The following is a 24903-nucleotide window of genomic DNA, read 5'->3' as shown; positions in this document are numbered from 1 at the left end:
GCGGAACCGGTCGCCGGCCGAGTAATTCGCGCCGGTTTTGTGGGGGTCTGATAGCAATTCCGGAGATGCGGCTTTTCTTCCGGAAAGTGACGCTGGACGGGTCATGGCCGGCCGGTGCACGGGAAAACGCCGAACCGCCGCGCCCCGCAGAACGCCAGCTCCATGGCCCGCACGGGGACCGTGCCGGGAAAGGACCCGAGAAAGGAAGCGATGTTCTTTTCGAGCGTGCGCATGCGAAGATCCGTTCCCGCCGCCACGGCACTCGTGCTGTTCCTCGTGCTGTACCTCGTCGCACGGACGCCGGGGGCTGCCGCCGGAGACGGCGACGCCACCGCCGGAAAGTACCGGTTCACCGCCATGCCGATCGCGATGCCGCCCGGCTACCGCCCGGTCCGGACGGTCCGGACGGTGAACCCCGCCTACCACCACATCCGTTCGTGGATCTCCTCGGTCGGCGCCGCGATCGCCCTCAACGACCTCACCGGGCACGGCCGCGACGACGGCCTGTGCCTGGTCGACCCGCGCACCGACCAGGTCGTGGTGACCTACGCGCCGACCGCGCCGGCCGCCGACCGGTTCACCCCGTTCACCCTGGACCCGGCGCCGCTGCCGATGGACGCCGCGATGGCGCCGATGGGCTGCACGCCCGGCGACTACAACCAGGACGGGCGCACCGACCTGCTCGTCTACTACTGGGGCCGGACGCCGATCATGTTCCTCGCCCGGGCCGACGCCGGGTCGCCGTCCGCCGCGTCCTACCGCCCGGTGGAACCGGTGCCCACCGCGTCCCCCGACGGCCGCTACCACGGCCCGCGGTGGAACACCGACGCCGTCAACGTCGCCGACCTGGACGGCGACGGGCGCCCCGACGTCCACCTCGCCAACTACTTCCCCGACTCCGACGTGTTGGACCCGCACGGCCAGGCCAACGTGGTGATGAACTCCTCGATGTCCGACGCCAAGAACGGCGGCGGCACCCACGTCCTGCGCTGGTCGGGCGGCACGGCTGGGAAGGACCCCACGGTCTCCTACGTCGAGCAGCGCGGCGCCGTGCCGTTCGACGCCTCGACGGGCTGGACGCTCGCCATCTCCAGCGCCGACCTCACCGGTGACGGGAGGCCCGAGGTCTACGTCGCCAACGACTTCGGCAAGGACCACCTCTTCTACAACACCTCCACGAAGGGCCGCATCAGCTTCACCGAGGCGACCGGCCGGCGGACGCCCGGGACCGCGAAGTCCTTCGTGCTCGGCCACGACTCGTTCAAGGGGATGGGCGTCGACTTCGGCGACCTCGGCCGCACCGGCCGGTTCGACATCGTGGTCAGCAACATCACCGAGGCGTGGGGCCTGGAGGAGAGCAACCTCGTCTTCGTCAACCGGGCCCGCTCCGAGGCCGCGATGCGGCGCGCCCTCGCCCGCGGCGACGCGCCGTTCGACCAGCGCGCGCGGAAGCTCGGGATGGCCTGGACCGGCTGGGGCTGGGACGTCAAGAGCGGCGACTTCCTGAACAGCGGGCGGCTGGACGTCGTCCAGGCCGACGGGTTCGTCAAGGGGAAGATCAACCGCTGGCCGTGGCTGCAGGAGATGGCCATGAACAACGACGAGCAGTACACCAACCCCGCGATGTGGCCGCACGTGCAGCCCGGCGATGACGTCGCCGGCTCCGACACCCTCGCCTTCTACGCCCAGAAGCCCGGCGGGAGCTTCGTCAACGTCGGGAAGCGGCTCGGCCTGGACGTGCCGATCCCCACCCGCGGCGTCGCCACCGCCGACACCCGCGCGAACGGCGCCCTCGACTTCGCCGTGGCCCGGCAGTGGGGGCCGCCCGCCTTCTACGCCAACACCTCCCCGAACCTCGGCAACCGGCTCGGCCTGCACCTCTACCGTCCGGTCCCGGGCGCCAAGGCCGGCGCGAACCTGCAGGGCCCCGGCACGCCGGCCTACGGTGCGACGGTGCAGATCCAGACCCCCGCCGGCACGCAGATCTCCCAGCTCGACGGCGGCGGCGGGCACAGCGGCCGGCGCAGCTTCGAGGTCAGGTTCGGGCTGGGCTCCTACTCCGGCCCCGTCACCGCCCGCATCCGGTGGGCGGACCAGTCGGGCGCCCCGCACGACCAGACCGTCCGGCTGACCCCCGGCGACCACACCCTCCTGCTCGGCAACGCGGTTGAGGAGGCTCCGAGCTCATGACCGCCATCACCCAGGCGGCCGACGGCACCCCCGTCGCCGCCCCGCCCGCGGCGGTCGCCGCCGCGGCGCGACCGCAACCCGACCCGCGCTACCTCGCCCTGCGCAACTTCGCCATCTCGATCACCGTCTTCAACATCCTCGGCTACACCGTGCTCGGCTTCGAGCAGCCATGGGCCTGGTTCCCGCTGGCCGTCCTCACCGGGTACACAACCGAGCTGGTCTTCGAGGTGATCAGCGCGCGGGCGGAGCAGCGCGCGCCGCGGTTCCTCGCCGGCGGGCTGCGCGGGCTCTACGAGTTCCTGCTGCCCGCGCACATCACCGCGACCGCCTGCAACATGCTGCTGTACGCCAACGACCAGTGGTGGCCGATCATGTTCGCCGTGGTCGTCGCCGTCGCGCAGAAGCACGTGTTCAAGGCCCCCGTGTACGGCCGCATGCGGCACTTCCTCAACCCGTCGAACACCGGCATCACCGTGACCCTGCTGCTGTTCGGCACCTGGGTCAGCATCGCCCCGCCGTACCAGTTCACCGAGTACGCCAACAGCGTCTTCCGGGTGCTGATCCCGGTGGTCATCGCGACGGCCGGCACCGTCATCAACGCGGTGCTGACCAAGCGGATCATGCTCATCATGGGCTGGGCCGGCGGCTTCGCCATCCAGGCGCTGGTCCGGCACTGGATCTGGGACGTCGCCCTGTTCAGCGCCCTCGGCGTCATGACCGGCGTCGCGTTCATCCTGTTCACCAACTACATGATCAGCGACCCGGGCACGACGCCGTCCCGGGGGCGCGCCCAGTTCGTCTTCGGCGCCTCGCTGGCCGTCATCTACGCGATCCTGATGGTCGCCAACGTCGTCTACACGCTCTTCTACGCCACCACGATCCTGTGCGCGCTGCGCGGGCTCGGCTGGTGGGGCGCCCACCTGCTGCGCAAGCGCAGGGAGCGCCGGGTCGCCGCCGTCTCCGCCGTCGGGGAGACCGCCGCGGCGACGACCTGAGCATGACGACCTGAGCACGACGCCCCCGAGCCGCGCCCGGGGGGGCGCACCGCGGAGTCCGGCCTTGCCGGGCTCCGCGGTCCGTGTTCGGAGCCTCCGCCGGCGCCTCTTATTCCATATTGCTCTCCTCCTTTCCAGGGCTTTCTGCGGGGCGCGGGCGCACATACGATCACGCGAGATGCCGATGGTGAGAAAGTGATTCGAGCATCGGACCGCGCCGCGAATACCCGGCTCGATCGGCCTGGAATCGCGCTTCGCACGAAAGCGAAAGGAAATGGCATGCCGAACCGGAGACAGCTCAAGGCGGAATGGACCCGCTGGTGGCGCCTCTGCGCCGCCGGCACCGCGCTGGTGATGGCGCTGGGGACCGGGTCCGCCGCCACGGCCGGCGCGGACACCGCCTCCTCGCCCGGCGGCCTGACGGGCTTCCGCGAGGGCACCGTCAGCGTGGACGGCGGCTCCCTGCACTACGTGAAGGGCGGGTCGGGCCCGGCCCTGGTGCTCCTGCACGGCTGGCCGGAGACGTGGTTCGAGTGGCGCCAGGTGATGCCCGACCTGGCCCGCACGCACACGGTCATCGCCTTCGACCTGCCGGGCCTGGGCGGCTCCAGCGTGCCGGACGGCGGCTACGACGCGGTCCGCACCGCCGCCCGGATCCACGAGGGCGCCGCCAAGCTCGGCTACTCGAAGGTGTCCATCCTCGCCCACGACCTCGGCGCGCTCGTCGCCTACCCCTACGCCCGCAACTTCGCCGCCGACGTCGATCGCATGGCCGTGCTGGAGACGCCGCTGAACGGCTTCGGGCTGGAGAACGCCTACGGCGTCAGCTGGCACCTGCTGTTCAACCAGACGGCCGCGCCGGTCCCGGAGAACCTCATCAACGACACGGCGCACCTGAAGACCTACCTCGGGTGGCTGTTCAGCTCCGCCCGCCACCCCGGCGCCATCGCCCAGAGCGCGTACGTCTACGCCTACAGCGACGCCGACCACCGCGGCGCCGGCTTCGACTACTACCGGGCGTTCCCGACCAACGCCGCGGACAACCAGAAGCTGGCCGCGGAGAAGATCACCCTTCCCGTCCTGGCCATGGGCGCGCAGTACACCTTCGGCCCGGCGGTCGCGCAGTCGTTCGGCGCCGTCGCGACCGACGTCCGCCAGGTGGTCGCCCCCGACTCCGGCCACTGGATCCCCGAGGAGAACCCGGCCTTCCTGAACCAGTGCGCGAACCTGTTCTTCGGTTCCGGCGCCACGTCCACCGACCCGTCCCTGGAGGGCTGCAACCCCTGACACCGCGGCGTACGACGGCGGCCGGGACGTCCCGGCCGCCGTTGCGCGTGCCGCGGCCGGACGCTCAGGCGCCGTCCGCGCCGTCCAGGGCCAGCACGGAGAGGAGGCCGGTCAGGGACAGCAGCGACAGCAGATCCGGGCCGGCGCCGCGGAACCGGAGCCGGTGCCCCCGCCGCCGCGCGGTCAGATGCAGCCGCAGCAGCGCGTCGACGGTGACCATGTCCGGGTCCGTGACGGTCACGACGTCGCAGTAGGCGGGGCGCGGCTCGTCCGGGTCCAGCGCGGCGGCCAGCGAAGCGCACAGCCCGGGAACGTCGCCGCGGCTCAGCGACGGGCCGAGCGCGAGGACGAACGGCTCCGTCACGGCGCCTCGAAGCGGACGGCGGGCCACGATCCGGGCGGTCGATTCATGGGACCCATACTCGGCAGCGCGCCCGGCGATGTCTTCTCGCAGCGTGCTCTCAGCGGCCGCCGCGACGGCCCGCGCCCCGGGAGCCCGCCGCGCGCCCGTCCGGGCCGGCGCGCCGGCACCGCCCGTCCGGGCCGTTCAGCTCGGCACGCGGAACGTCCGGAGGAAGACCGGGAGCAGCCAGGGACGGCGCCCGCCGACCTTCAGCCGTCCGCTCGCCACCGTCCCGAGCCGGCTCGCCCGCCCGAACATCATCATCGACATGGCGAGCGGATCGAAGGTGAGCCGGACGTCGGGCGCCGACCCTGGCGGTTCGAGGCTCACGCGGCCGTCCTGGAGCACCAGCGTGGCCGGAGCGACGCCGTCGGGACGGAACTCCACCGCGATCCGCCGCGGTCGCGGCCGTCCGCCGCCGTCCAGCAGCCGCGCCGTGCCGTGCCGGGCCAGCCCGAAGATGAACATCTCGAAGAACGGCGCCGCCTCCGCCGCGTCCGGCCGCCAGTCCCGCCCGACGGCGGCGCCCAGGTCGTGGCCGTGCAGCAGCAGCTCGTTCTGCAGGTGCGCGAACAGGCCCGGGACGGGCAGGCTGGATCCGCCCACCCAGGTCACCGTGTCGTCGGCGGCGCCGTCCGCGCTCGCGGCCGTCATCGCCGCGACCTGGTCGCGCAGCATTCCCGCGAGCACCTTGGGGTCGCGTTCCGGGAGCGCGGCGAGCACGAGGTCGTTCAGCTCGTTGATGCCGTCCACGTTGGCGGCCCGCAGCCGGTCGAGCAGACCGGGCACCGGCAGCGCGGGGACGTCCGCGCCGAGGAGCGCGGCGTTCAGCCAGGCGACCCCGGCGACGTGCGCCACCACCTCGCCGACCGACCAGCGTCCCACGGCCGTCGCGCCGGGGGAGCGGGCGGACGACGCCAGGTCCGCGAACCGCTCGGTGATCTCCTCCAGCGAGCGGCGGACCGCCTGCCACCGTTCCTCGCCTGTGGACGCGCTCATACCGTCTCCCGGGGGCGTTGGGAATGCGATCACGTCGGCGCCTTCGCGCGAAGAGTACACGCCGGGCGGGACGTCCGGAAGGACGGTCGCCACAGCCGTCCGGACGGCGGCGCCCCGGGCACGGAAGGACCCCATGGAGATCAACCCCGGCACCGGCGCGGCCTTGGCGTACAACACCATGGCCGACTCCTTCTTCACCGCCGGACCCGCGATTCCCGGAGTCATCGTGGCGCTCGCCGACGCGTTCTACGAGGCTACGATCGACGAGGGGGCAGGTCGGCTCTGAGCTGGTCGCAGCGACAGATCAGGCGGTCCGCCCCGCGTGCGACTGCCTGGCGCCGCCTCACAGCTCCAGGAACTTCCCCGATGACGGGTAGCCGTAGGTGCGTTCCCGCTTCGGGCGCCGCTGGACGGTGTGATCTCGATGCTGGGGCTTGCGGTCTGCCGACTGGCCGCTGGCGGCACGCGGTCCGCTCGCCGTCCCTCAGTCAGTGCCCGAAGTGACCGGCGAAGGCAAGTACCAGCCAGGTCGGCCGAACAACGCAGCGCGCCGGCTCCATGGGATGACCACGGAAAGCTTGGGCGGAGTGGATCCGCGAACCCTGGGCCCGGCTCCCCGGCACTGGGGCCGGGCTCTCGGGCGGGCGGGAGGTTGCGCCGGTGGGCCCTGGATGCCGGGAGCGGGCGGTCTCATCCTCAGAAGCATGATCTCTCGGGGATTCGGGGGCGTCGGCGATCGAGTACGGCGCGCTTCTCCTGGTTGCCGCCGTGGTCGTCACCGGCCTTGTCGAAACGGTCGGCGTGAGGCCCGCCCGGGCATGCCAGGCGGCGCTGTGCCGGATGTTCGGCGGGGACTGCGGGAGGGCGCGGACCGTGAGCCGGAGCGCCGGTGGAGCGTCCCCGCGTCCTTTGATGGCGCCCCGTGCTCCGAGGGCCGGGGCGGCGCGGGGTGCGGTGCCGGGGATGCCGCTGACGGCCAAGGCTCCGATCCCGCCGCGGGTGTGCGCGCCGAACCCTGGCGCGAAGTGGGTCGACGGGCTCAACGCGCACAACGACTACCAGAACCGCCGGCCGCTCAAGGGTGCGCTGAGCAACGGGGCCACGAGTGTGGAGGTGGATCTGGCGTTCGATCCCTCCGGCCGTCTCATGGTGACCCATGAGGTGATCGGCGATCTTGAGGGGAGGGAGTTCCGCGCCACGTACGTCAAGCCGTTCATCGACCGGGCGAAGAAGAACGGCGGGCAGATCTATCCGGGGCAGAACGGGAAGTTCCAGCTCTTTGTGGAGGTCAAGTCCAAGGATGGCGTGAAGCAGCGCGAAGAAGCGCGAAGAAGCCTACGAGAAGATCGTCAAGGCGGTGAAGGACCTTCCCGACAGCGTGGAGGTCGTTCTTCCGGTGAGTCTCATCGTGGGTCTTCCCGGCCAGAACCCGGTGGAGAATCCGCCGCCGCACATCACGTTCTCGCAGGGGTTCACGGCGTGCACGTCGACCGCCGAGCGGGGCTGTGAGAACGGCGAGAGGTGCAAGGTCCCGGAAAGTTCTTCCAGTGCGCCATCGTGGCCTGCAACAACGATCAGCGGCACGACTGGTGGAACCTGCAGATAGCGGCCGGTGCCGACTACCTGGTGACAAACCACCTCGGGACCGGCGCCGACTGGCTGACGCACTGCGGATCTCCGAAAAAGAGGTGATCCGGAAGAGACGGCCTACGTCCAGAATCAGCACCGGGCCACCGCCGAGATGGTGAGCTGGTCCGGCGTCCTTGAACACCCGCACGCTCTGCCCAAGGGGCCGGTGGCCTTGGCCGAGGCGGAGATCAAGCCGATCTCCGCCAAGCGGTGCTCCCGCGGCCTGTTCGGCGGCTGCTGAGGCCACGTCTCAGGCACCTGTGTCCGCAGAATGCGGGGTTGCTGCGTCTGGGGCCGGAAGTCGGGGGTGCGAATCTTCACATGCTCTCCACATTTCACCACAACTTCTACATTCGAAACCTTGCCGTAGCGCGTAGCATTTCCGCCCATGACACGCCCGCGTTCGTCGGCCTGGATCGCCATATTCGCATTCGCCATACTCGTGACCGGCTGCGTCATCGGAGTGTGGACCTTCATCTCCGAGGGCAATGCCATGAAGAAACGGGACGAGGACCGAGCGCGCGCGACCCTGGTCACCTATCTGGATCTCGTTCGTCAGCGCAAATGGATAAAGGCCTGCGACATGCAGGACGACACCTCCGATTTGGCGACGGAAGACTGCGAGGGATATCTGTCGAGCGGGGCACCCCTCGTGTCCTTCGACGTTGGAGGCGCGCGCTCGACGAGTTGGAACACCGAAGGCACCTTCATCAAGTTTCCGGTTTCCCTCGTCTACGCTGACGGGAGCCACGAGCAGATCGAGCTGGAGGTCGGCTCGAAGGCCAGTGGCTACCCCGACACGGTCCTCGACGGCCCCATTTCTCATACCCGCGAACGCCCGTACGAGGGGTGAACGGTGTCAGAGCCCGGTGACCGACGAGACTCAAGCGTTCGGGTCGGGCTCGTTCGCGAGCCTCCCCCCGGTTCCACGGACACCTTGATCTTTCCCCGGTTCTCCGGACACGGCCTTGACCGGTTCGCGGCAGTCATCGCCGCCACGGCGTCGAGGACGGCCGGCCGGTCGCCGTGGACGCGCGTGACCGCCACGGGTGCCTCGTGCCGGATCGTGGCGACGCGTGTTCAGGCGATCTCCGCGGACGCGCCGGGGGCCAGCCGCTGGTAGGGGCTGCCGGTGCCGGGGCCGTTGCCGCCCAGCAGGCCGGCGACCATCGCGCCGCCGACGTCGTTGAGGGCGCCGTCGTGGACGCCGACGACCTGCCGCGGCGCCACTTCGCGCACGTAGTCGATCAGCTCCCCGGTGGTGGACCAAGGGCCGTGGACCGGCAGCAGCAGGGTGCCGACGGCCGTGTCCGGCACGGTCAGCGCGTCGCCGGGGTGAAAGAGGCTGCCGTCGACCAGGAAGCCGATGTTGGCCACGCGCGGGATGTCGGGGTGGATGACCGCGTGCCAGGTGCCGAAGACCTGCACGTCGAAGCCGGCCGCGGTGAATGCCTCGCCGTCGCCGACGACGGTCACGCGGTTGCCGAGGTCGGCGAGCTTGCTGCCGACGGCGGTGTTGGTCCACAGGAGCAGGCGCGGGTTCGCCGCGAAGGCCTCACGCAGGGTGTCTTCGGAGAAGTGGTCGAAGTGCTCGTGGGTGACCAGGACCGCGTCGGCGCCGTCGAGAGCGCGCGGATCGGTCAGGCCGCCGGGGTCGATGACCAGGCGCCGGCCGGCGGATTCGACGCGGACACAGGCGTGCCCGAACTTCGTGAGCTGCAAGGTTCGCTCCCAAATATACAACTAAGCTGTACAATCAAACTATACAACCTGGTTGTGAGAGCAAGGGTAGGGTGAAGAGGTGGACGACACTCTGGCCGAAGATTTGCGGCAGGCGATCGGTGCGCTGGTGCGCGCGGTGCGGGCCGTCGACACCATGCCTGGCGGCGCGGCCGCCATCCTCGGCTACCTCGACCGGGACGGCCCCCAGACCACCGCTGACCTGGCACAGCGGCGGATGGTGAGCCACCAGTCGGCCGCGAAGACGGTCAAAGAACTGCTGAGCGCCGGCCTGGTGGCCGCCGAACCGCACCCCGATGACCGCCGCAAGGTGCTCCTGCGCATCGGCGACGCCGGGCGAGAACGCCTGCGGCAGGACCGCGACCGCCGCGCCACCTCATTGCACAACGCCATTCACGACACGCTCACTGTCGACGAGCAACGGGAACTGCGGAACTGCGTGTCCCTGCTCACCCGGCTCACCGCCCGGCTGACCCGCCGTTGAGCCGCGGTGTCGAACGTCCTGATCAGCCTCACGGCGGCACCTGATCTGGCCGGGAGGCAAGGGGTCTGTGCCTGTCTCGCCGGACTGATCCCGCGAGCAGACTTGGGGATGTAGCGGCGCATGCCGGGCTGAGAGCCGGCAACGAAGGCCTGATCCATCTCAGCGAACTCGCCGACTCGCCTGTCAACAGGCCCGGGAAGGCGGTCGAGCTCGACGACTCCGTCACCGTGGTCGTCACCGACATCGATGCTGTGCGCTTGGAGCCGTCGAAGCTGGACGTCCTCAGAGTCCTCGGAAGGGCCGGTCGCGTGAAGGTGGATCTTGTCAGGGCCGCCGGATCGCCGTGGCCTCGAACTCCACCGTCACGCTCGGGCTGATCATGATCTTGGTGGCGGCGTTCCAGTTCACGCCCCAGTCAGTGCGGTCGATGGTGACGCTGCCTTTGAAACCGACTCGCTCGACTTCGTCGGTGCCCGTCAACTCGACGTCCACGGTGACCGGTCTGATCACGCCCCGCATGCCGAGGTCGCCGGTGACCTTGAATTTCGTGCCATCGGTCTCCACCTTCGTCGAGGTGAAGGTGGTGGTCGGATGGTCGGTCACCCCCAGGAACTTGGCGCGCAGGAGGTCGTCGCGCTGCGAGTTGCGGGTCTGGATGCTCCGCGTCCGGATCGTGAGCCGAACATCGGACTTCGACGGGTGGTCGCCGTCCAGGTACACCGCGCCCTCGAACTCCTCGAATCGCCCGCGCACCCTGGTGGCCATCGTGTGCCGGGCGACGAATCCGATCCGGGTCTGGGCGGTGTCGAGGACGTAGTCGCCGGTCAGCTCGCTGAGATCTGTCATGTTCGTGAATCCTTGAGGAAATGAGGTGGTTGGAAGGTGCTGCCGCCCCTCGGGCCTGTCGTGCCTCCGGAGAGGAAGATCACCGCGCTTGCGCGCCGCCGCAGGCGAGGGGCCGTAGAACCTCAAGGGCGGGGTGCTTGTCGGGGAGATGCCGAGAAGTCGCTGATCCTGCCCTCGGCGATCTCGATCGGGGTCGCTGTACTGCGGACGCGCGGGCCCGGCCCGGATCGGAAGATCCGGTCCGGGCCGATGTTCCCTTGTCCGGCTAGTTCGCCATGTCGGCGAACGCTCCGGTCTCGTACGATCCGCCCTTCTGGTGCAGGATCACACCGAGCCGGTTGGCCGCGTTGATCATCGCCACCAGGGACACCAGCGCGACGGTCTCGTCGTCGTCGTAGTGCTTGCGGACCTGGTCCCAGGTCTCGTCCGAGACGCCCTGGTGGGCGTCGGCGAGCCGGGTGCCCTCCTCGGCCAGCGCGAGCGCGGCCCGCTCGGCCTCGGTGAACACCGTCGACTCTCGCCAGGCGGCCACCAGGTTGATCCGGACGGCGGTCTCGCCGGCGGCCGCGGCCTCCTTGGCGTGGGCGTCGACGCAGAAGCCGCAGCCGTTGATCTGGCTGGCGCGCAACTCCACCAGTTCCATGAGGCCCTTGGGCAGCGGCGACTCCTGGATCGCCAGGCTGACGTTGGCGATCCGCTTACCGATCTTGGCGCCGAGCTCGTTGGCGAACAGGTTGAAACGAGGCTCCATGACATCGTCCTGACTCCTTGAGGGGAGGCGCCGCGCGGGTCGTCCGCGTGGCGCCCTGACGAACACGAGATGCCGCCGATCCGCCCCCCGTGACAGCACGTCCATGTGACCTGGACCACCAGCACCCGTCCGAATGGCCCGCTGCACGACAACGATCTGCCCGCCAGCACCTACGGACTGCTTCTGCGCGCCGCGACAGCGCATCCCGACCAGCCCGCTCTGCACCTGCTCGGCGAGGACGGCCTGCCCTGACCACAAGCACCGGTCCTGACCTGCGGAACGCTGCTGCGGTGGGTGCGCCGAGCCGCCAACGCGGACGCGCGTGTCGACGGCCGGGGCTATGAGGTGATCTCGTGGGTGAAGGAGTGGCGGTCGAGTTCGCTTGCCAGGCGGTCGCGGCCCTCACCGGTGGCCAGGTGGATGTGCGCGTGGGGGCGTCCGTCGCGCAGGTCGACCTGTACCTGACCGGCCAGCCCGGCACGGGAGAGTTCGGCCAGGACGAGGCGCTGGACGGCGTCCTGGAGCAGGGCGGGCTTGTAGATCTTGCCGACGGCGGTGGCCGGCAGGGCGTCCAGCACGTGCACGGCCTTGGGGGCGGCGGCCGGTTCGGGTGCGTGGGCGCGGGCCCAGGCCAGCAGGTCCTCCTCGCTGACCTGGGCGCCTGCGGCCAGGACGAGGTAGGCGACGGGCACTTCGCCGGAGTGCGGATCGGGGGCGCCGATGACGGCGGCGGCGCTCACCTCGGGGTGGGCGAGCAGTGATTCCTCGACGAGGGAGGGGTCGATGTTGTGGCCGCCGCGGATGATGAGGTCCTTGGCGCGGCCGGTGAGGTAGACGTAGCCGTCACCGTCGACCTTGCCCAGGTCGCCGGTGAGGAGCCAGCCGTCGAAGATCTTGCCTTCGGCGTCGGGGGAGGGGCCGTCCGGGCCCGGACGCAGGTAGCCGGGGAAGACGCTGGGGCCCTTGATGGCCAGGACGCCGGTCTGTCCGGGCGGGCAGTCGGCGAGCGGTCGCTCGTCGGAGTCGAGGGTGACGGCCTTGACGTGCTGGTAGGGGAGGCGTAGGCCGACCGATCCGGGTCTGGGGGCGAAGGCGGGCGTCGTCGCGGTCGCGCAGGTCGCCTCGGTGAGGCCGTAGCCCTCCAGCAGCGGAACCTTCGCGGTGCCTTCGAAGGCGGTGCGGACCTTGCCGGGCAGGGGAGCGGCACCGACGGCTCCGGCGCGCAGGCTGGAGATGTCGACGCCGTCGGGGATCGGCGGCAGTGAGGCGTAGACGGTGGGGACGCCGGAGAAGCTGGTCACCCTGTAGTGCTCGATGATCTGCCAGAAGTCGGCCATCAGCGTCCTGTCCCGGTAGCCGAGGGGGCCGAGCGAGACGACGGGGCGGCCGTGCAGGAACGGGCCGAGGCCCGTCACGTGGAGGGCGTTGACGTGGAACAGCGGCAGGCCGGACAGGCAGACGGCGTCGTCGAGATAGGCGCCGGAGCAGCCCAGTGCCCAGGCCATGTACACCTCCATGGCGTGGGTGTGCGGCGCGACCTTGGGCACGCCGGTCGTCCCGCCGGTGTGGAAGTAGGCGGCCAGATCCCGCGGGCCGGGACGGCGTGCGGTGAGCAGCCGGTCGGCCGGCTGCTCCCGGGTGAGCTCGTCGAAGTCGGCTTCTTCGAGGGCTGACCTGCGCTGCGGATCTGGCGGTGATCCGACCGCCAGGAGGGCGCGGAGACCGGGCAGCCGGGAGGCGATCCGCTGGGCCTTGGCCCAGAGGTCCGGGGCGAGTCCGGGGCCGGGGGCCAGCAGGACGCGGGCGCCGGTCAGCGAGAGGATCTCCACCAGGTGGTCGTCGGCCAGCATCGGGTTGACGGGGTTGGCGATGCCGACGGCCTGCGCGCCCAGCAGTGCCGCGTAGGTGTCGCCGAGGTTGGGCAGCATCAGCGCGGCGACGCCGCCCTCGGGCAGGCCGAGTGTCAGGTAGGCGTTGGCGGCCTGGTGCACGCGCCGCAGCAGAGTCTCGTATGTCCAGCTCGTCGCGTCCCGCCACGGCAGGCCGTCCTCGCCGAGCAGGTGCAGCGCGGGCCGGTCGGGGTGGGCGGCGGCCGAGCGGTGCAGCAGCTCGTAGGTGCTGCCGGGCAGGTTCCGTGCGGCAAGCGGGACGGCCTCGATGGCGGGGACGTCCTCGGGGAGCAGGACGAGAGGGCGGTCGCCCTGGGTGTGCGCGGCGGGTTCCAACGGTGTCTCCTCGCGGGTGGGGGAGTGGCTCAGGAGAAGGTCGTGCGCAGGGCGCCGAGGTGCTCGATCGTGCTGACGAGTTCGTCCCCGGGCGCGAGGAAGCGGGGCGGGGTACGGGTGGCGCCGATGCCGGCCGGCGTGCCGGTGAAGACGAGGTCGCCCGGGAGCAGGGGGGTGATCGCCGACAGCCGGGTGATCAGGGCGGGGACATCGAAGATCATCTCTGCGGTGCGGGAGTCCTGCATCGTCTCGCCGTTGAGGGTGCAGCCGATGCGCAGGTCGGCGGGGTCGGGGATCTCGTCGAGGGTGACCACGGCGGGTCCCGTCGGCGAGAAGCCCGGGTAGGACTTGCCCAGCGAGAACTGCTGGGGCGCCGGGCCCGCCCACTGGGTGAGGCGCTCCGAGAGGTCCTGGCCGACGGTCAGTCCCGCCACGTGGTCCCATGCGGCGGCGGGGTCGATGCGGTGGCCGCCGCGTCCGATCACCACGACGAGCTCCACCTCCCAGTCGACCCAGCCTTCGGGCAGGTCCACCCGCGCGGCGGGGCCGGTGAGGCTGGCGGCGAACTTGGTGAAGGTGACCGGGGGCGCGTCCGTCGAGGCCGCCTGGAGGTCCGCCTCGTCCGCGTGGTCGCGGTAGTTGACGCCGATCGCGAAGATCTGCCCGGGCCGGGGGACCGGGGCCCGCAGGTCCTCCTCGGCGTACGGGAGGGCTTCGCCGGTCAGCGTTTCCAGGACGGGACGGGCCTGGTCCCACTGGTCGAACAGCGCCTGGGGTTCGGGCCCCAGGGCGCCGCCGCTGGCCTTGTGCACGTCGAGGGCTCCGCTCTCGGTGAGCAGGACGGCCCGTCCGGCGAGATTGGCTAGGCGCATGGTCTTCTCCTTGGGATGTCGGTGCTGGTCAGGGAGTAGGGGTGGACGGCGCAGCACGGCCTGAACCGGGCAGAGTCGAGCAGAGCCGCTCCAAGTTGCGGCCGGTCCGCAGGACGGTGCCGTCCGGCCGGACCACGGCCGCCGCGGCCCGGCCGCCGCGGAGCCACCGGTCCAGGTCGCCCCCTGGTTCGGCGAGGACGACGACTCCGCGGCGGCGCTCGATCTCCGCGCGCTGCACTCGGGACGGAGCGATACCGCTGACGATCGCGAAGCGGCCCCCGGCGGCCTGGTCGAAGCGGCTGCCGTCGGGGAGGGCGGCGTTGGGGCAGAGGGTTCCGGGCAGGCGCCGGTCCTGCCATGACCAGAGCACCAGGCCGGAGCGGCGCAGCGCGGGCGACCGGCCGTCCAGGATGCGGCGGGTCGCGCCGGGGATCCGGTGCAGCCGCGGGGCGATCAGGCGCCGGAGGAGGGTGCCGGTCCGTCCGCCCCGGGTCATCGCGACGCCGATCAGCTTGGCGCGGCGGATCATGGTGCGGGCGTGCGGTTCGCGCTCGGTCTCGTAGGTGTCCAGGACGCTTTCGGGGAGCGTCCCGTGCAGGACCGCTGCGAGCTTCCAGGCGAGGTTCGCGGCGTCGCGGAGACCGGCCCCCATGCCCTGGCCGATGAAGGGCGGGGTGAGATGGGCGGCGTCGCCGAGCAGGAGGACGCGGCGGTCCCGCCACCGGTCGGCGATCTGCGCGCGGAAGGTGTACTCGGCGACGCGGACCAGTTCCAGCGCGCCGTCCGGGACGTCCGCCGTCCAGGGGGCGAGGAGCGGCCGGAGGCGGGCCAGGGCCTGGAAATCGGCGGCGGTCTCTCCGGGCAGCAGCCGGAACTCCCACCGGTAGCGGCTCGACCCGATCCGCATGTAGGTGGCCGCGCGCTTCGGGTCGCAGACCTGGTGGACGCCCTCCCACTGCCCGAGGTCGCTATCGGTGGCGACGTCGACCACGAGCCATCGCTGGTCGAACTTCAGATCGCGCATGACCGCGCCGATGGATCGGCGGACGAGGCTGTTGGCGCCGTCGCACCCCAGCACGTACCGGGCGCGGCACGTCACGGTGGCCCCGGAGCCCGGCTCGGTGTACTCGATGTGCACGCCGACGTCGTCCTGACGCACGCCGGTGACCTCGGCCCCGCCCAGAAAGGTGATCTCGGGTTGCTCGGCCATCCGCGCGCGCAGCAGCCGTTCCAGTTCCGGCTGGTCGAACATGTTCGCCTCGGGGCACCCGTGCCGTCCGGTCGCGGCGCTCCGCTCGAACTCCGCCAGCACCCGCAGGTCGCCGTCCAGGAGCCGCAGGCCGAGCGCCGGCCGGGAGATCGCGGCGAACTCCTCGGCCACGCCGAGACGGTTGAGGATCCGGTGGACCTCGTCGTCGAGGTGGACGGCGCGCGGCTGCGGATAGACCGCCTCCCACCGGTCCAGGACGACGCAGGGGACGCCGTACCGGGCCAGCAGGATCGCGGCGGCCGACCCGGTCGGTCCCGCCCCGATGATCAGTACCGGGGCCACGCCGGTGACCGCGCTCACCGCGCGCCTCGCCCGGTCGTGCGCCGCCCACGGAGGCCGGTCTCCCCGTCGCCGGCTGGGCCCGGCCTGTTGACGACCGCGCGGCAGGCGGCGGCCGCGTGCGGCGCGATGGCGCTCATGACGAGGCGACCTTGAGTAGACCGCGCAGGCGGTGCAGGTCGAACTCGTTGTCGTCGCGGAGCGCACCCGCGATCGCGCGCAACTCGGTGATGGACTGCCGACCGGGCTTGACCCCCAGGAAGTCCTTGGTGGCGGGCGGCCCCCACTGGGCCAGCCCCGACGCGGTCATCGGAGCCCAGCCCGGCTCCAGGGTGCAGTCGAACAGGTCCCCGTCGGTGAAGTGCTCGACCAGGAAGCCGTCGGGGTCGCGCCAGTAGTCGAAGATCTGGCTGCCCTGGATGTGCCTGCCGATTCCCCACGAGCGCCGGTAGCCGCGGTCGAGCAGGTACTCGCCGCCCGCCGCGAGGACGTCCAGGTCGGCGACCTGGTAGGCGGAGTGCACGTACCGCTCGGACGGCCCGAGCGCCATCGCGAGCGTGTGGTGGTCGGTCGGGGTGCGGCCGCGGTCGCAGCGGATGAACGCCATGACCGGGCCCCGCTCCCGCTGCCCGGCGTAGTAGAGGAAGTCGCTGACGATCAGGCCGAGGTGCTCCAGGTACCAGTCGAGCGTGCGCCGGAAACGGGTGGTCTGCAGCACCACGTGGCCGGCCCGCTGCACCGTCGCCGGAGCCCTGGGCGGACGCTGGGTCGCGTTGATCCGCGGTGCCTCCTCTCCGAAGTTGTGGACCGGCGGAGCAGGGGACTCCAGCGCCGCCAGGTCGTGCGTGCCCGCGACGACCCGGACCCGCAGGCCGCTCGGATCCGTCAGGTCCACGGTCTGCCCGCCGAGGTGGCCGGGCAGGTCGGCGACCGTGCCGCCGGCGGCGTCCGCCAGACGCGTCAGGTCGGCCCGGTCGGCCGCGCGGAACGCAGGCCCCAGGAAACGCGATCTGGAGCCCCGGCGGAGCAGGACGCAGGGCGCGCCCGCCTCGGTGCCCCTCAGGTGCAGTTCGTCCGAGGTGCGCAGCGCGACGGCGAACCCGAACGCCCGCGCGAACAATTCGGCACGGTCCAGGTCCGGCTTCTCGAACTCCAGCCATGCCAGGTCGTGCACCTTCACGACCGGCGAGGCCGTCCGGCCCGGATGCTCGCCCGCCAGCGCTCCCTGCTCGCTGTGCAGGCCGGTGTGCGCGTCCTTCATCGCACCCTCCCCCCATACTCTTGACGAAATCGTCAGTAACGACGTTAGCATCAATCCGAACGAAGTTGACGATTCGTTCAGTTGTGAAGGCGGCGCCTAGACTGGACGGAGCAAGCCGAGGAGGGGACGGAGATGGCCGATCGCAGCCGGACGGCGCCCAACCGGCTGGACCGGCGCAAGGCGCGGACCCGAGGCGCGCTCATCCGCGCCGCCCAGTCGTTCATCGCCCAGGGCGCCTCGAACGTCCCGATCCTGGAGATCACCCAGGCGGCCGACGTCGGCCTCGGCTCGTTCTACAACCACTTCGAAAGCCGGGAGCAGCTGTTCGAAGCCGCGGTCGAGGACGTCCTCGACCGCCTCGGGGCCCTCCTCGACGACCTCACCGCGCCCCTGGAGGATCCCGCCGACGTCTTCGCGCAGGCGTTCCGGCTGACCGGCCGCCTGCACCGCCTCGACCCGGAGCTGAGCAAGGTTCTGCTGAACAGCGGCCTGGCCCTTGCGTCCTCTCCCAGAGGCCTGGCGCCCCGCGCCCGCCGCGACATCGCGGCCGCGATGCGGGCCGGCCGCTTCCCCGCCGTCCGCGACCTCGACCTGGCCATGGTCATCGTGGGGGGCGCCGCGCTCTCCCTCGCCCACTTCCTCCACGACCACCCCGACCGCGACGGCGCCGAGACCGTCGACCAGATCACCGAAGACCTGCTCCGCACGTTCGGGGTCCCTCCCGCCGAAGCCGCCGACATCGGCCACCGCCCGCTGCCCGCCCTCGTCCACCCCGCCACGACGACCGCAGTCGCCAGGAAGAACGCCCAGCCCGTCCCCGAAGCCCTGCCTGACGACACCGCCAGGACCGAGAAGCACGACGACCGGTGACCTTGATCGCTGACGAAAGGGCACCGGAAAAGGGATCTTCACCGCACCGGTGGCGGTTGCGGGCGGGGGGCGAGCGACAGGTTGTCGATTCGGGCGCCCCCACTCCCACCGGCCGACGTCGGGAGGACGTGCTAGGTTCCGCGCCGTCGCACCCGCCCGGTCGCGCAATCTCCATCCGCACGAGCCCATATGCGACCTGGTCGCTGACTGCGAGGTCTGCCTTGGTGAACAAGCCCCCGACCTGGCCGATATCCGTCAAAGGTGTCGCAGTGGTCGGCGGCCGGGTGGCGCTGGCGAAGAACGAGCGCGACGAATGGGAGCTGCCCGGAGGCCGATTGGAATCCGGTGATGGCAGCCTAGAGGCGGCTGTGGAACGAGAGATCCAGGAAGAGACCGGCTGGAGCGTCGAAGCGGGTCCGCTCCTGGACGTGTGGATCTATCAGCCGTTGCCCGAGACGTCGCCGGAGTCACGCGTTGTCATCGTCACTTATGGCTGCACCGTCCTGACTCCCGACACCGAACCCGTGGTGAGCCATGAGCATCAGCAGTTGGGCATGTTCACCGCCGGTCAGGTCCGCGGTCTGCGCATGCCCGACGGCTACAAACGGTCAATCGAGGCGTGGTTCGGCCGGGGTCGACAGGGAGCCGGTGCGGAGGGCTTCCTGACCCTCGACTGAGAGCCGCTCGTCCGCCCATTGGTGGGGCGAGGTCAGGTGAGGTCGCGGTGGGTGAAGCGCCAGGCTCCGGTGGTGATGAGGGCGGCTGCGGTTGCGGCCAGGATGGCGGTGTCGGCGAGTTGGAGGCCGTTCTTCAGGGGTTCGCCGCCGATGTAGTACTGGTACGGGGTCAGGTTGCGGAGCCAGGTGGCGCCGATCTGCGGGGCGAAGCCGTACAGGGCGTAGGCGGCGACGCCGATTCCGGCGGTGATGCCGAAAACGGTGGGGCGGCTCTTGCGTGTGGCGGCGCCGAGACCGGTGGCGAGTGCTCCGAACACGGTGGCGAGCAACGCCAGGTTGATCGCCTGGGCGGTGAAGTGGCCGAGGCTGATGGCGTCCAGGTCGGCACTGGAGCGGATGGCCGCCATCGCGGCCAGGACCACGGCGGCGATGGCGACGGCGCCGGTGGCCAGGGCGGCGAAGCGGTGCAGCAGCAGGCGGGTGCGGCCGACAGGGTGGGCCAGCAGCAGGTCCAGATAGCCGGACTCCTCGTCGGCGGAGATCATGCGGGCTCCGGTGGCGGCGCCGTAGAAGGTGGCCAGGAGCGGGACGAGCAGGCCGAACACGGCGCCTTGGAGGTAGCCGGCGGCGCTGGAGACGTCGTTGAGGCCGAAGCCCCGCATGGATTCGGGGACGTTGGCCAAAGAGTCGGCGGAGATCTGCGGGTAGAAGCTGCCGTACATCATCGCCAGCAGTCCGGTGGCGGCCGCCCAGGCGGTGAAGACGCGGCGGTTGTCGTACAGGGTCTTGGTGAAGATCGAGCCGCTGAAGGTGCGGGCCGGGCCGGACGTGCCGGGAACGGGGGTGGTCATAGTGCCGCCCTTTCGGGGACGCGGTGGCGGAGGGTGGGTCAGGCGGCGCTGGGGGCGCCGGTGTAGTAGGCGTGGAAGAGCTCTTCCAGGTCCTGGGTGTCGGCGCGCAGGGCGGTGACGGTGTGCCGGGCGGCGGCCTTGACCAGGGCGTCGGGGGAGCCGTCGACGCGGCAGCTGAGTGTTGAGCCGTCGGCGGTCACCTGGGTGACGCCGGGCAGGGCGGCGAAGTCCTCGGCTCGGACCGGGGCGGCGAAGGTGATCCGCACCGTCAGGAAGGAGCGGGCGCGCAGTTCGGCGACGGTGTCCAGGGCGGCCAGTTCGCCGTCGCGGATGATGGCGACGCGGTCGGCGACCGCCTCGACCTCGCTCATGATGTGGCTGGACATGAACACCGTCTGCCCGTCGGCTCGCGCCTCGGCCACCATGTCCAGGTGGTCTTGATCCGGGCGGACAGGTCCAGCTCCAGCCGGTCGGCCAGCGCGGTGATCCGGCGCGGGGGGACGCCGCCGCGCAGGTTGCCCAGGAACGTCAGGCACTCGCCGGCCTTCTGCCGGCCGTCCACGACGAAGTCGCCGGCCAGGTAACCGACGCGGCGGTGCAGTTCGACGGCGTCGGCGCGCGGATCCAGGCCCAGCACGCGGGCGGTGCCCGAGGTGGGCCGGATCAGGTCCAGCAGCAGCCGGATGGTGGTGGACTTCCCGGCCCCGTTGGGGCCCAGGTAGCCGAACACCTCTCCGGCCTGCACCTGGAGGGTGAGACCGCGCAGGCCGCGCCGGGTGCCGTAGGTCTTGGTGAGCTCGGTGAGCTCGATCGCCGTGTTCACGGAGCAGAAAGTATCAGAACTTTCAGAGAATTCTGAAGATTCGGAGCTGTTAGGATTCGTTCGGATGAACGGGGAGGGGACGGGGTTGGCGGACACCACCGAGGCGGCCGAGCACCTGGCGCTGGTGCTGGCGGAGGGCGGTCTTCAGAAGGCGACCGCGCGGGTCCTGGCGGCGTTCATGTTCGCCGACCAGGACAGCGTCACCGCACCCGAGTTGGCCGAGCGGCTGGGCATCAGCTCCGGTGGCGTGTCCGGCGCGATCAAGATGCTGTCCACCGTCGGGCTGATCGAACGTGTCCCGGCGCCGGGCAGCCGCCGCGAGCACTACCGGGTGCGCGAGGGGGCCTGGGCCACCCTGATGTCGTCCCAGAACGGCCTGGTCCAGGCGATGTTCGAGGCCGCCGACCGCGGCATCGCCGCCGCCGGGGACGGCAGCCACGCGGCCCGCCGGCTGCAGGAGATGCGTGACTTCTACGGGTTCATGTTCCGCGAGATGCCCGCCCTGATCGAACGCTGGCGCACCGGACGCGGCACCTGACGGCTCCCTCGACACGACGGTCGGCGCAGAGGCTGGGTGTGGCGGCCGCGAGGTGGTCGGTGATCGGGGGCGTCCGGTCGATCGCCGACCACTTGCGCTGTCCCCACGAGCGGGACTGGCATCGGCCACAGCGTGCGTCGCCGCAACTTCCGCCGCCTTGCTCGATCGCCCCAAGCGTCCTGGTGGCCGAACTCTCAGGCCGAGGCCGGCCGTGCCCTCAGCGCCAGCCGAGTTCGGGTGCCACGTGGGTCAGGATGTTCTCCAGGACGTGGGCGTTGTAGTCGACGCCGAGCTGGTTGGGGACCGTGAGCAGCAGCGTGTCCGCGGCCTGGATGGCCTCGTCGTTGGCGAGTTGTTTGACCAGCACGTCCGGTTCGGCCGCGTAGGAGCGTCCGAAGATGGCCCTGGTGTTCTCGTCGATCATGCCGATGTGGTCGTCCGAGTCGGCGTTCCGGCCGAAGTAGGCGCGGTCCAGGTCGCTGGTCAGCGCGAAGATGCTGCGGCTGACCGACACGCGCGGCTCGCGTTGGTGTCCGGCGTCCTTCCACGCTTGCCGGTAGGCCTCGATCTGCTTGCGCTGCTGGACGTGCAGCGGCTCGCCGGTCTCGTCGTCCTTGAGCGTGGAGCTTTGCAGGTTCATGCCCAGCCGGGCGGCCCACACGCTGGTGGCGTTGGAGCCCGAGCCCCACCAGATGCGGTCGCGCAGCCCCTCGGAATGCGGCTCGACGCGCAGCAGCCCGGGCGGGTTGGGGAACATCGGCCGCGGGTTCGGCTCGGCGAAGCCTCTGCCCTGCAGCACCGTGAGCAGTACCTCGGTGTGCTTGCGTGCCATGTCGGCATCGGTTTCGCCCTCGGACGGCTCGTAGCCGAAGTACCGCCACCCGTGGACGACCTGTTCGGGTGATCCCCGGCTGATGCCCAGCTGCAGCCGTCCACCGGAGATCAGGTCGGCCGCGCCGGCATCCTCGGCGAAGTACATCGGGTTCTCGTAGCGCATGTCGATGACCCCGGTGCCGATCTCGATACGCGAGGTCTTCGCGCCGATCGCGGAGAGCAGCGGGAAGGGAGAGGCCAGTTGCCTGGCGAAATGGTGCACGCGGAAGTAGGCGCCGTCGGCGCCCAGTTCCTCCGCGGCCACGGCGAGATCGACCGACTGCAGCAGTGCGTCCGCCGCCGACCTGGTCCGCGAGCCCGCGCCGCCACTCCAGTGACCGAACGAGAGAAAACCGATCTTCTTCACACCGACACCAACCATCTCGGCGCCCACGAGATTCCAGGACGGCACTCGTGGACCGCGGGCGGAAGGCAGAGATCAGGGCTGCTCCAGCAGCCGGTCGACCAGCCCGGCGATGTAGTCCGGGGTGAGGGGGCCCGCACCGAACAGGACGCGGATGTACATCGGGGCCATGATGTGGTCGAGCACGCCCAGCACGTCGGGTGGATGCTCGCCGCGTTCGCCGGCGCGGTCGAGCATGGCCTGGACGAACCGGGTGCGTTCGGCGAGGAACTCGTCACGCGCCCGCAGGCCCCGTTCGCCCCTGTTCGACAGGGCGACGGTCAGGCGCAGCACCGCCAGGCCGTCGGGTCCTGTGATCTCGCGCGCCACCTGGGCCGCGTAGGCGTGCAGGTCACCGGCCAGGGTTCCGGTGTCGGGCATCGGCGACTGCGCGTTCAGGCGCGTGAGCACCACGTCGGTGAGCAGGGCCTCCAGGGTGCCCCACCGGCGGTAGACGCTGGTATCGGCCACGCCCGCGCGGGCCGCGACGTCACCGACCGTGAATTCGCCGTAGCCGCGCTCGCCGACCAGTTCCGTGACGGCCTGGTGCACCGCCGCCCGGACACGGGCGCTGCGCCCGCCGGGCCGCCGGGCGGGCCGTCGCTCCTCCATGGCCCCACCTTAGCGCAGCTCTCAGTTGCGTTTACGGGGCCGACTGTCTAGATTCCTAACGCAGTGAATGACTGCTTTAGGAGGAACGATGAAGGCTGCACCGCCGGTGGCCGTGCCGAACCGGGCGGCGCTGCTCACGGTGACCTGCCTGGGGCAGTTCATGGTGCTGCTCGACAACACGATCGTCGGTGCGGCGCTGCCCGACATGCAGGAGCGGCTGCACACCCAGTTGACCGGGCTGCAATGGATCGTCGACGCCTACGTGCTGCTGGTCGCCATGCTGCTGCTGTCCGGCGGCGTCTTCGCCGACCGCTTCGGCCGCAAGAGGATGTACCTGGCCGGCGTCGTGGTGTTCACCGCCGCGTCCGTCCTGTGCTCCGCCGCGCCCTCGATCGGCTGGTTGATCGTCGGGCGGGTGCTGCAGGGCATCGGGGCCGCGGCGCTGAGCCCCGCCTCGCTGGCCCTGCTGGTCGCCGCGTATCCGGCTCCGCAGGAGCGGGTCAGGGCGATCGGGCTGTGGGCCGGATTCAGCGGGATCGGCCTGGCCGCCGGACCATTGGCCGGCGGCGTCCTGGTGGAGGCGTTCGGCTGGCCCGCCATCTTCCTCGTCAACGTGCCCGTCGGCGCGGTCCTGCTGGTCGCCGGCCTGCGCACGCTGGGCGAGTCCCGCAACCCGAGCGCGCCGGCGATCGACGTCCCGGGGACGGTCCTGTCCGTCCTGGGCGTGGGGGCGCTCACCTACGCGCTGATCGAGGGCGGCTCCCGCGGCTGGACCTCGCCGCTGATCCTGGGCGGCTTCGCCGCCGCGGCCGTGATCCTCGCCGTCTTCGTGGTCGTCGAAGGGCGGGTTCCGTCGCCGATGCTGCCATTGCGACTCTTCCGGCAACGGCTGTTCACGGTCTCCAACACGGCGATGACCGTGGTCGGCTTCGCGCTCATGGGCTCGTCGTTCTTCTTCTCCCAGTTCTTCGTCTACGTCCAGGGCAGCTCGATCCTGCGAGCCGGGGTGCAGACCCTGCCCGCCACGCTCGCGATGGTCGTCGTCAGCCCGTTCGCGGGCCGGTTCGCCGCCCGGTACGGCTTCCGGATCATGGTCACCGTCGGCCTGGCGCCGGCCGGGCTGGGACTGCTGGCCCTGGGCTTCGTCCACGCCGACACCGGCTACGCGAACGTGTGGTGGCGGCTGGCCGTCGTCGGCATCGGTTTCGCCCTGACCATGTCCCCGCTGACCGGCGCCGCCATCCAGTCGGTCAGCCCGCAGGAGGGCGGCCTGGCGTCGGGCGTCAGCAGCACCACCCGGCAGATCGGCGCGGTCCTCGGCGTGGCGGTGCTCGGAGCCGTCGTCCGCACCCGTGAGTCCGGTGGCGCCTCCTTCGAGGAGGGGCTCAACAGCGCCTTCGTCGTGGCCGGCGTCGTTACCTTGGCCACGGCCGTCCTCACGGGCCTGTGGCTGATGAGGAGCACCGAGCCGTCACGGCCGGCGAGCCCGGCCCCGCGCGTCCATGAGAACACCCCGATTCACTGACCATCGACCCGGGGGCTGGTAATCGGCGGTCTTGTTGCGGCGAGGGTGCCTCACCCACGGTCCTGCGGTTCATGCCGGGCGTTCGAGGATCTGTTTGAGGGCCTGCAGGTTCCTCATCATCCCCTGCCTGAACAGTCGTTCGGCGAAACCGCCGAGGCGGGCGGCGGGACCGGGCAGACCGTCCCCGCTGATCTCGCCGTCGAGGGTCAGCCTCGCTCCGTCGGGGACCGGCTCGACCCGGTATCGGTATCGGAAGGGCGTGGGGCCGTTGACCGAGGTGAACGTGACTTCCTCGTTCGGTCGATAGGCGGTCGTTTCGACGTCGTTGCGCGCCGGGCCGCCGGGCAGCGACCGCACCATGCGGAAGCCTGGTCCGTCCGGCCGCGTGGTGACCCGTTCGACCGCGTCGTACCAACGAGGCATGTTGCGGAAGTCGGCGAGGAAGGCGAACACCTCCGCGGGCGGACGGCCGATGTCCACGGCTATCTGAAAGCTCATCC

General features: G+C 71.0%; 30 protein-coding genes. 14 read left to right on the top strand and 16 right to left on the bottom strand.

Translation table 11 applies throughout. The features are described 5' to 3' along the window. Positions 1–101 precede the first annotated feature (101 nt). Positions 102–233, bottom strand: coding sequence for a hypothetical protein (locus AB0C21_RS27935; protein WP_500208165.1), 132 nt, complete (start codon positions 231–233; stop codon positions 102–104). Here AB0C21_RS27935 and AB0C21_RS27930 point away from each other — a divergent pair. From AB0C21_RS27930 to AB0C21_RS27920, 3 genes are all read left to right on the top strand, one after another. Continuing rightward, positions 232–2190: a CRTAC1 family protein gene (locus tag AB0C21_RS27930; RefSeq protein ID WP_500208164.1), complete on the top strand. Its 1959-nt coding sequence runs from the start codon at positions 232–234 to the stop codon at positions 2188–2190. The two genes, AB0C21_RS27935 and AB0C21_RS27930, sit on opposite strands and share 2 nt — an antisense overlap. Continuing rightward, entirely contained in the window at positions 2187–3185 is a 999-nt protein-coding gene (locus tag AB0C21_RS27925) for an enediyne biosynthesis protein (RefSeq protein ID WP_500208162.1), read from the top strand. Before AB0C21_RS27930 ends, AB0C21_RS27925 begins: the two co-directional genes overlap by 4 nt. A gap of 279 nt (positions 3186–3464) precedes the next feature. Beyond that, positions 3465–4472: an alpha/beta fold hydrolase gene (locus tag AB0C21_RS27920; RefSeq protein WP_500208160.1), complete on the top strand. Its 1008-nt coding sequence runs from the start codon at positions 3465–3467 to the stop codon at positions 4470–4472. 64 nt (positions 4473–4536) lie between these two features. Here the strand turns inward: AB0C21_RS27920 and AB0C21_RS27915 are convergent, their stop codons facing one another. Both AB0C21_RS27915 and AB0C21_RS27910 read right to left on the bottom strand, forming a co-directional pair. Beyond that, positions 4537–4836: an STAS domain-containing protein gene (locus AB0C21_RS27915; protein WP_500208159.1), complete on the bottom strand. Its 300-nt coding sequence runs from the start codon at positions 4834–4836 to the stop codon at positions 4537–4539. Between the two features lie 183 nt (positions 4837–5019). Then, a complete protein-coding gene (locus tag AB0C21_RS27910) occupies positions 5020–5874 on the bottom strand; it encodes a maleylpyruvate isomerase N-terminal domain-containing protein (protein WP_500208158.1) in 855 nt (284 codons plus the stop codon). 133 nt (positions 5875–6007) lie between these two features. Here AB0C21_RS27910 and AB0C21_RS27905 point away from each other — a divergent pair, with 133 nt between their 5' ends. The 4 genes from AB0C21_RS27905 to AB0C21_RS27890 all read left to right on the top strand — a co-directional run bounded on the left by AB0C21_RS27905 (position 6008) and on the right by AB0C21_RS27890 (position 8356). Next, on the top strand, positions 6008–6160 hold the full coding sequence (locus tag AB0C21_RS27905; protein WP_500208156.1) for a hypothetical protein: 153 nt from the start codon (positions 6008–6010) through the stop codon (positions 6158–6160). A 677-nt stretch (positions 6161–6837) separates the two neighbouring features. Then, on the top strand, positions 6838–7383 hold the full coding sequence (locus AB0C21_RS27900; protein WP_500208154.1) for a PI-PLC domain-containing protein: 546 nt from the start codon (positions 6838–6840) through the stop codon (positions 7381–7383). Between the two features lie 235 nt (positions 7384–7618). After that, the gene (locus tag AB0C21_RS27895) at positions 7619–7744 is read left to right on the top strand and encodes a hypothetical protein (protein ID WP_500208152.1); all 126 of its coding nucleotides are present in this window, start codon (positions 7619–7621) and stop codon (positions 7742–7744) included. A 147-nt stretch (positions 7745–7891) separates the two neighbouring features. Continuing rightward, positions 7892–8356: a hypothetical protein gene (locus AB0C21_RS27890; protein ID WP_500208150.1), complete on the top strand. Its 465-nt coding sequence runs from the start codon at positions 7892–7894 to the stop codon at positions 8354–8356. Positions 8357–8583: 227 nt separating this feature from the next. On the opposite strand, the gene AB0C21_RS27885 is transcribed toward AB0C21_RS27890, so the two are convergent. Continuing rightward, entirely contained in the window at positions 8584–9225 is a 642-nt protein-coding gene (locus AB0C21_RS27885) for an MBL fold metallo-hydrolase (RefSeq protein WP_500208149.1), read from the bottom strand. Between the two features lie 79 nt (positions 9226–9304). Between AB0C21_RS27885 and AB0C21_RS27880 the strand changes: the two genes are divergently transcribed. Together AB0C21_RS27880 and AB0C21_RS27875 are read left to right on the top strand one after the other, a co-directional pair. Beyond that, complete coding sequence (locus AB0C21_RS27880; RefSeq protein WP_500208148.1) at positions 9305–9727, top strand: MarR family winged helix-turn-helix transcriptional regulator; 423 nt, start codon at positions 9305–9307, stop codon at positions 9725–9727. Positions 9728–9792: 65 nt separating this feature from the next. Beyond that, the gene (locus AB0C21_RS27875; protein ID WP_500208288.1) at positions 9793–10104 is read left to right on the top strand and encodes a S1 RNA-binding domain-containing protein; all 312 of its coding nucleotides are present in this window, start codon (positions 9793–9795) and stop codon (positions 10102–10104) included. Here the strand turns inward: AB0C21_RS27875 and AB0C21_RS27870 are convergent. Beyond that, positions 10052–10573 carry a YceI family protein gene (locus AB0C21_RS27870; protein ID WP_500208147.1) on the bottom strand — a complete coding sequence of 174 codons (522 nt, stop codon included), beginning with the start codon at positions 10571–10573 and terminating at the stop codon, positions 10052–10054. The genes AB0C21_RS27875 and AB0C21_RS27870 overlap by 53 nt on opposite strands. A gap of 265 nt (positions 10574–10838) precedes the next feature. Further along, positions 10839–11324, bottom strand: a complete 486-nt coding sequence (locus AB0C21_RS27865) for a carboxymuconolactone decarboxylase family protein (RefSeq protein WP_500208145.1) — start codon at positions 11322–11324, stop codon at positions 10839–10841. A 105-nt stretch (positions 11325–11429) separates the two neighbouring features. On the opposite strand from AB0C21_RS27865, the gene AB0C21_RS27860 reads away from it, so the two are divergent. Then, entirely contained in the window at positions 11430–11576 is a 147-nt protein-coding gene (locus AB0C21_RS27860) for a hypothetical protein (protein ID WP_500208143.1), read from the top strand. Between the two features lie 86 nt (positions 11577–11662). On the opposite strand, the gene AB0C21_RS27855 is transcribed toward AB0C21_RS27860, so the two are convergent. From AB0C21_RS27855 to AB0C21_RS27840, 4 genes are all read right to left on the bottom strand, one after another. Beyond that, entirely contained in the window at positions 11663–13549 is a 1887-nt protein-coding gene (locus AB0C21_RS27855; protein WP_500208141.1) for an acyl-CoA synthetase, read from the bottom strand. Between the two features lie 29 nt (positions 13550–13578). Beyond that, entirely contained in the window at positions 13579–14421 is an 843-nt protein-coding gene (locus AB0C21_RS27850) for a fumarylacetoacetate hydrolase family protein (RefSeq protein WP_500208139.1), read from the bottom strand. Between the two features lie 28 nt (positions 14422–14449). Continuing rightward, positions 14450–15991: a bifunctional 3-(3-hydroxy-phenyl)propionate/3-hydroxycinnamic acid hydroxylase MhpA gene (mhpA, locus tag AB0C21_RS27845; protein WP_500208137.1), complete on the bottom strand. Its 1542-nt coding sequence runs from the start codon at positions 15989–15991 to the stop codon at positions 14450–14452. 115 nt (positions 15992–16106) lie between these two features. Further along, on the bottom strand, positions 16107–17231 hold the full coding sequence (locus tag AB0C21_RS27840; protein ID WP_500208136.1) for a VOC family protein: 1125 nt from the start codon (positions 17229–17231) through the stop codon (positions 16107–16109). Positions 17232–17363: 132 nt separating this feature from the next. Between AB0C21_RS27840 and AB0C21_RS27835 the strand changes: the two genes are divergently transcribed. Together AB0C21_RS27835 and AB0C21_RS27830 are read left to right on the top strand one after the other, a co-directional pair. Then, complete coding sequence (locus AB0C21_RS27835; protein WP_500208134.1) at positions 17364–18101, top strand: TetR/AcrR family transcriptional regulator; 738 nt, start codon at positions 17364–17366, stop codon at positions 18099–18101. Between the two features lie 224 nt (positions 18102–18325). Beyond that, positions 18326–18778, top strand: a complete 453-nt coding sequence (locus AB0C21_RS27830; RefSeq protein WP_500208133.1) for an NUDIX hydrolase — start codon at positions 18326–18328, stop codon at positions 18776–18778. Positions 18779–18810: 32 nt separating this feature from the next. Here AB0C21_RS27830 and AB0C21_RS27825 read toward each other — a convergent pair whose 3' ends face one another. Genes AB0C21_RS27825 through AB0C21_RS27815 form a run of 3 tightly spaced genes read right to left on the bottom strand, consistent with a single transcriptional unit; the run spans position 18811 to position 20452 of the window. Further along, positions 18811–19629 (bottom strand): efflux permease Rv1217c-related protein, encoded by an 819-nt coding sequence (locus AB0C21_RS27825; RefSeq protein ID WP_500208131.1) that lies wholly within the window; start codon positions 19627–19629, stop codon positions 18811–18813. A gap of 38 nt (positions 19630–19667) precedes the next feature. Next, positions 19668–20000 (bottom strand): hypothetical protein, encoded by a 333-nt coding sequence (locus tag AB0C21_RS27820; protein WP_500208129.1) that lies wholly within the window; start codon positions 19998–20000, stop codon positions 19668–19670. Next, positions 19997–20452, bottom strand: coding sequence for an ATP-binding cassette domain-containing protein (locus AB0C21_RS27815; protein ID WP_500208128.1), 456 nt, complete (start codon positions 20450–20452; stop codon positions 19997–19999). Before AB0C21_RS27815 ends, AB0C21_RS27820 begins: the two co-directional genes overlap by 4 nt. A 64-nt stretch (positions 20453–20516) precedes the next feature. Between AB0C21_RS27815 and AB0C21_RS27810 the strand changes: the two genes are divergently transcribed. After that, a complete protein-coding gene (locus AB0C21_RS27810; protein WP_500208126.1) occupies positions 20517–20990 on the top strand; it encodes a GbsR/MarR family transcriptional regulator in 474 nt (157 codons plus the stop codon). A gap of 217 nt (positions 20991–21207) precedes the next feature. Here the strand turns inward: AB0C21_RS27810 and AB0C21_RS27805 are convergent, their stop codons facing one another. Together AB0C21_RS27805 and AB0C21_RS27800 are read right to left on the bottom strand one after the other, a co-directional pair. Further along, entirely contained in the window at positions 21208–22230 is a 1023-nt protein-coding gene (locus AB0C21_RS27805; RefSeq protein WP_500208124.1) for an LLM class flavin-dependent oxidoreductase, read from the bottom strand. Between the two features lie 72 nt (positions 22231–22302). Then, positions 22303–22878, bottom strand: coding sequence for a TetR/AcrR family transcriptional regulator (locus tag AB0C21_RS27800; RefSeq protein ID WP_500208122.1), 576 nt, complete (start codon positions 22876–22878; stop codon positions 22303–22305). Between the two features lie 88 nt (positions 22879–22966). Between AB0C21_RS27800 and AB0C21_RS27795 the strand changes: the two genes are divergently transcribed. After that, a complete protein-coding gene (locus tag AB0C21_RS27795) occupies positions 22967–24403 on the top strand; it encodes an MFS transporter (protein WP_500208120.1) in 1437 nt (478 codons plus the stop codon). A 69-nt stretch (positions 24404–24472) separates the two neighbouring features. On the opposite strand, the gene AB0C21_RS27790 is transcribed toward AB0C21_RS27795, so the two are convergent. Further along, positions 24473–24901 carry an SRPBCC family protein gene (locus AB0C21_RS27790; RefSeq protein ID WP_500208118.1) on the bottom strand — a complete coding sequence of 143 codons (429 nt, stop codon included), beginning with the start codon at positions 24899–24901 and terminating at the stop codon, positions 24473–24475. Between the last annotated feature and the right edge of the window lie 2 nt (positions 24902–24903).

It is taken from the genome of Spirillospora sp. NPDC049024 (assembly GCF_040649235.1).
In the GTDB taxonomy this organism is placed as follows: Bacteria; Actinomycetota; Actinomycetes; order Streptosporangiales; family Streptosporangiaceae; genus Spirillospora.
The sequence above is the reverse complement of the archived record's forward strand: the minus strand, read 5'-3'. Positions and strand labels throughout refer to the sequence as shown.

What these genes read in the sequence shown, in the direction of transcription:
- AB0C21_RS27900 (WP_500208154.1), top strand. Translation starts at nt 6,838, where the DNA reads ATGCCGCTGACGGCCAAGGCTCCGATCCCGCCGCGGGTGTGCGCGCCG.
- AB0C21_RS27925 (WP_500208162.1), top strand. Translation starts at nt 2,187, where the DNA reads ATGACCGCCATCACCCAGGCGGCCGACGGCACCCCCGTCGCCGCCCCG.
- AB0C21_RS27910 (WP_500208158.1), bottom strand. Translation starts at nt 5,874, where the DNA reads ATGAGCGCGTCCACAGGCGAGGAACGGTGGCAGGCGGTCCGCCGCTCG.
- AB0C21_RS27920 (WP_500208160.1), top strand. Translation starts at nt 3,465, where the DNA reads ATGCCGAACCGGAGACAGCTCAAGGCGGAATGGACCCGCTGGTGGCGC.
- AB0C21_RS27890 (WP_500208150.1), top strand. Translation starts at nt 7,892, where the DNA reads ATGACACGCCCGCGTTCGTCGGCCTGGATCGCCATATTCGCATTCGCC.
- AB0C21_RS27905 (WP_500208156.1), top strand. Translation starts at nt 6,008, where the DNA reads ATGGAGATCAACCCCGGCACCGGCGCGGCCTTGGCGTACAACACCATG.
- AB0C21_RS27800 (WP_500208122.1), bottom strand. Translation starts at nt 22,878, where the DNA reads ATGGAGGAGCGACGGCCCGCCCGGCGGCCCGGCGGGCGCAGCGCCCGT.
- AB0C21_RS27840 (WP_500208136.1), bottom strand. Translation starts at nt 17,231, where the DNA reads ATGAAGGACGCGCACACCGGCCTGCACAGCGAGCAGGGAGCGCTGGCG.
- AB0C21_RS27810 (WP_500208126.1), top strand. Translation starts at nt 20,517, where the DNA reads ATGAACGGGGAGGGGACGGGGTTGGCGGACACCACCGAGGCGGCCGAG.
- AB0C21_RS27825 (WP_500208131.1), bottom strand. Translation starts at nt 19,629, where the DNA reads ATGACCACCCCCGTTCCCGGCACGTCCGGCCCGGCCCGCACCTTCAGC.
- AB0C21_RS27930 (WP_500208164.1), top strand. Translation starts at nt 232, where the DNA reads ATGCGAAGATCCGTTCCCGCCGCCACGGCACTCGTGCTGTTCCTCGTG.
- AB0C21_RS27870 (WP_500208147.1), bottom strand. Translation starts at nt 10,573, where the DNA reads ATGACAGATCTCAGCGAGCTGACCGGCGACTACGTCCTCGACACCGCC.
- AB0C21_RS27835 (WP_500208134.1), top strand. Translation starts at nt 17,364, where the DNA reads ATGGCCGATCGCAGCCGGACGGCGCCCAACCGGCTGGACCGGCGCAAG.
- AB0C21_RS27820 (WP_500208129.1), bottom strand. Translation starts at nt 20,000, where the DNA reads ATGAGCGAGGTCGAGGCGGTCGCCGACCGCGTCGCCATCATCCGCGAC.
- AB0C21_RS27935 (WP_500208165.1), bottom strand. Translation starts at nt 233, where the DNA reads ATGCGCACGCTCGAAAAGAACATCGCTTCCTTTCTCGGGTCCTTTCCC.
- AB0C21_RS27790 (WP_500208118.1), bottom strand. Translation starts at nt 24,901, where the DNA reads ATGAGCTTTCAGATAGCCGTGGACATCGGCCGTCCGCCCGCGGAGGTG.
- AB0C21_RS27865 (WP_500208145.1), bottom strand. Translation starts at nt 11,324, where the DNA reads ATGGAGCCTCGTTTCAACCTGTTCGCCAACGAGCTCGGCGCCAAGATC.
- AB0C21_RS27850 (WP_500208139.1), bottom strand. Translation starts at nt 14,421, where the DNA reads ATGCGCCTAGCCAATCTCGCCGGACGGGCCGTCCTGCTCACCGAGAGC.
- AB0C21_RS27795 (WP_500208120.1), top strand. Translation starts at nt 22,967, where the DNA reads ATGAAGGCTGCACCGCCGGTGGCCGTGCCGAACCGGGCGGCGCTGCTC.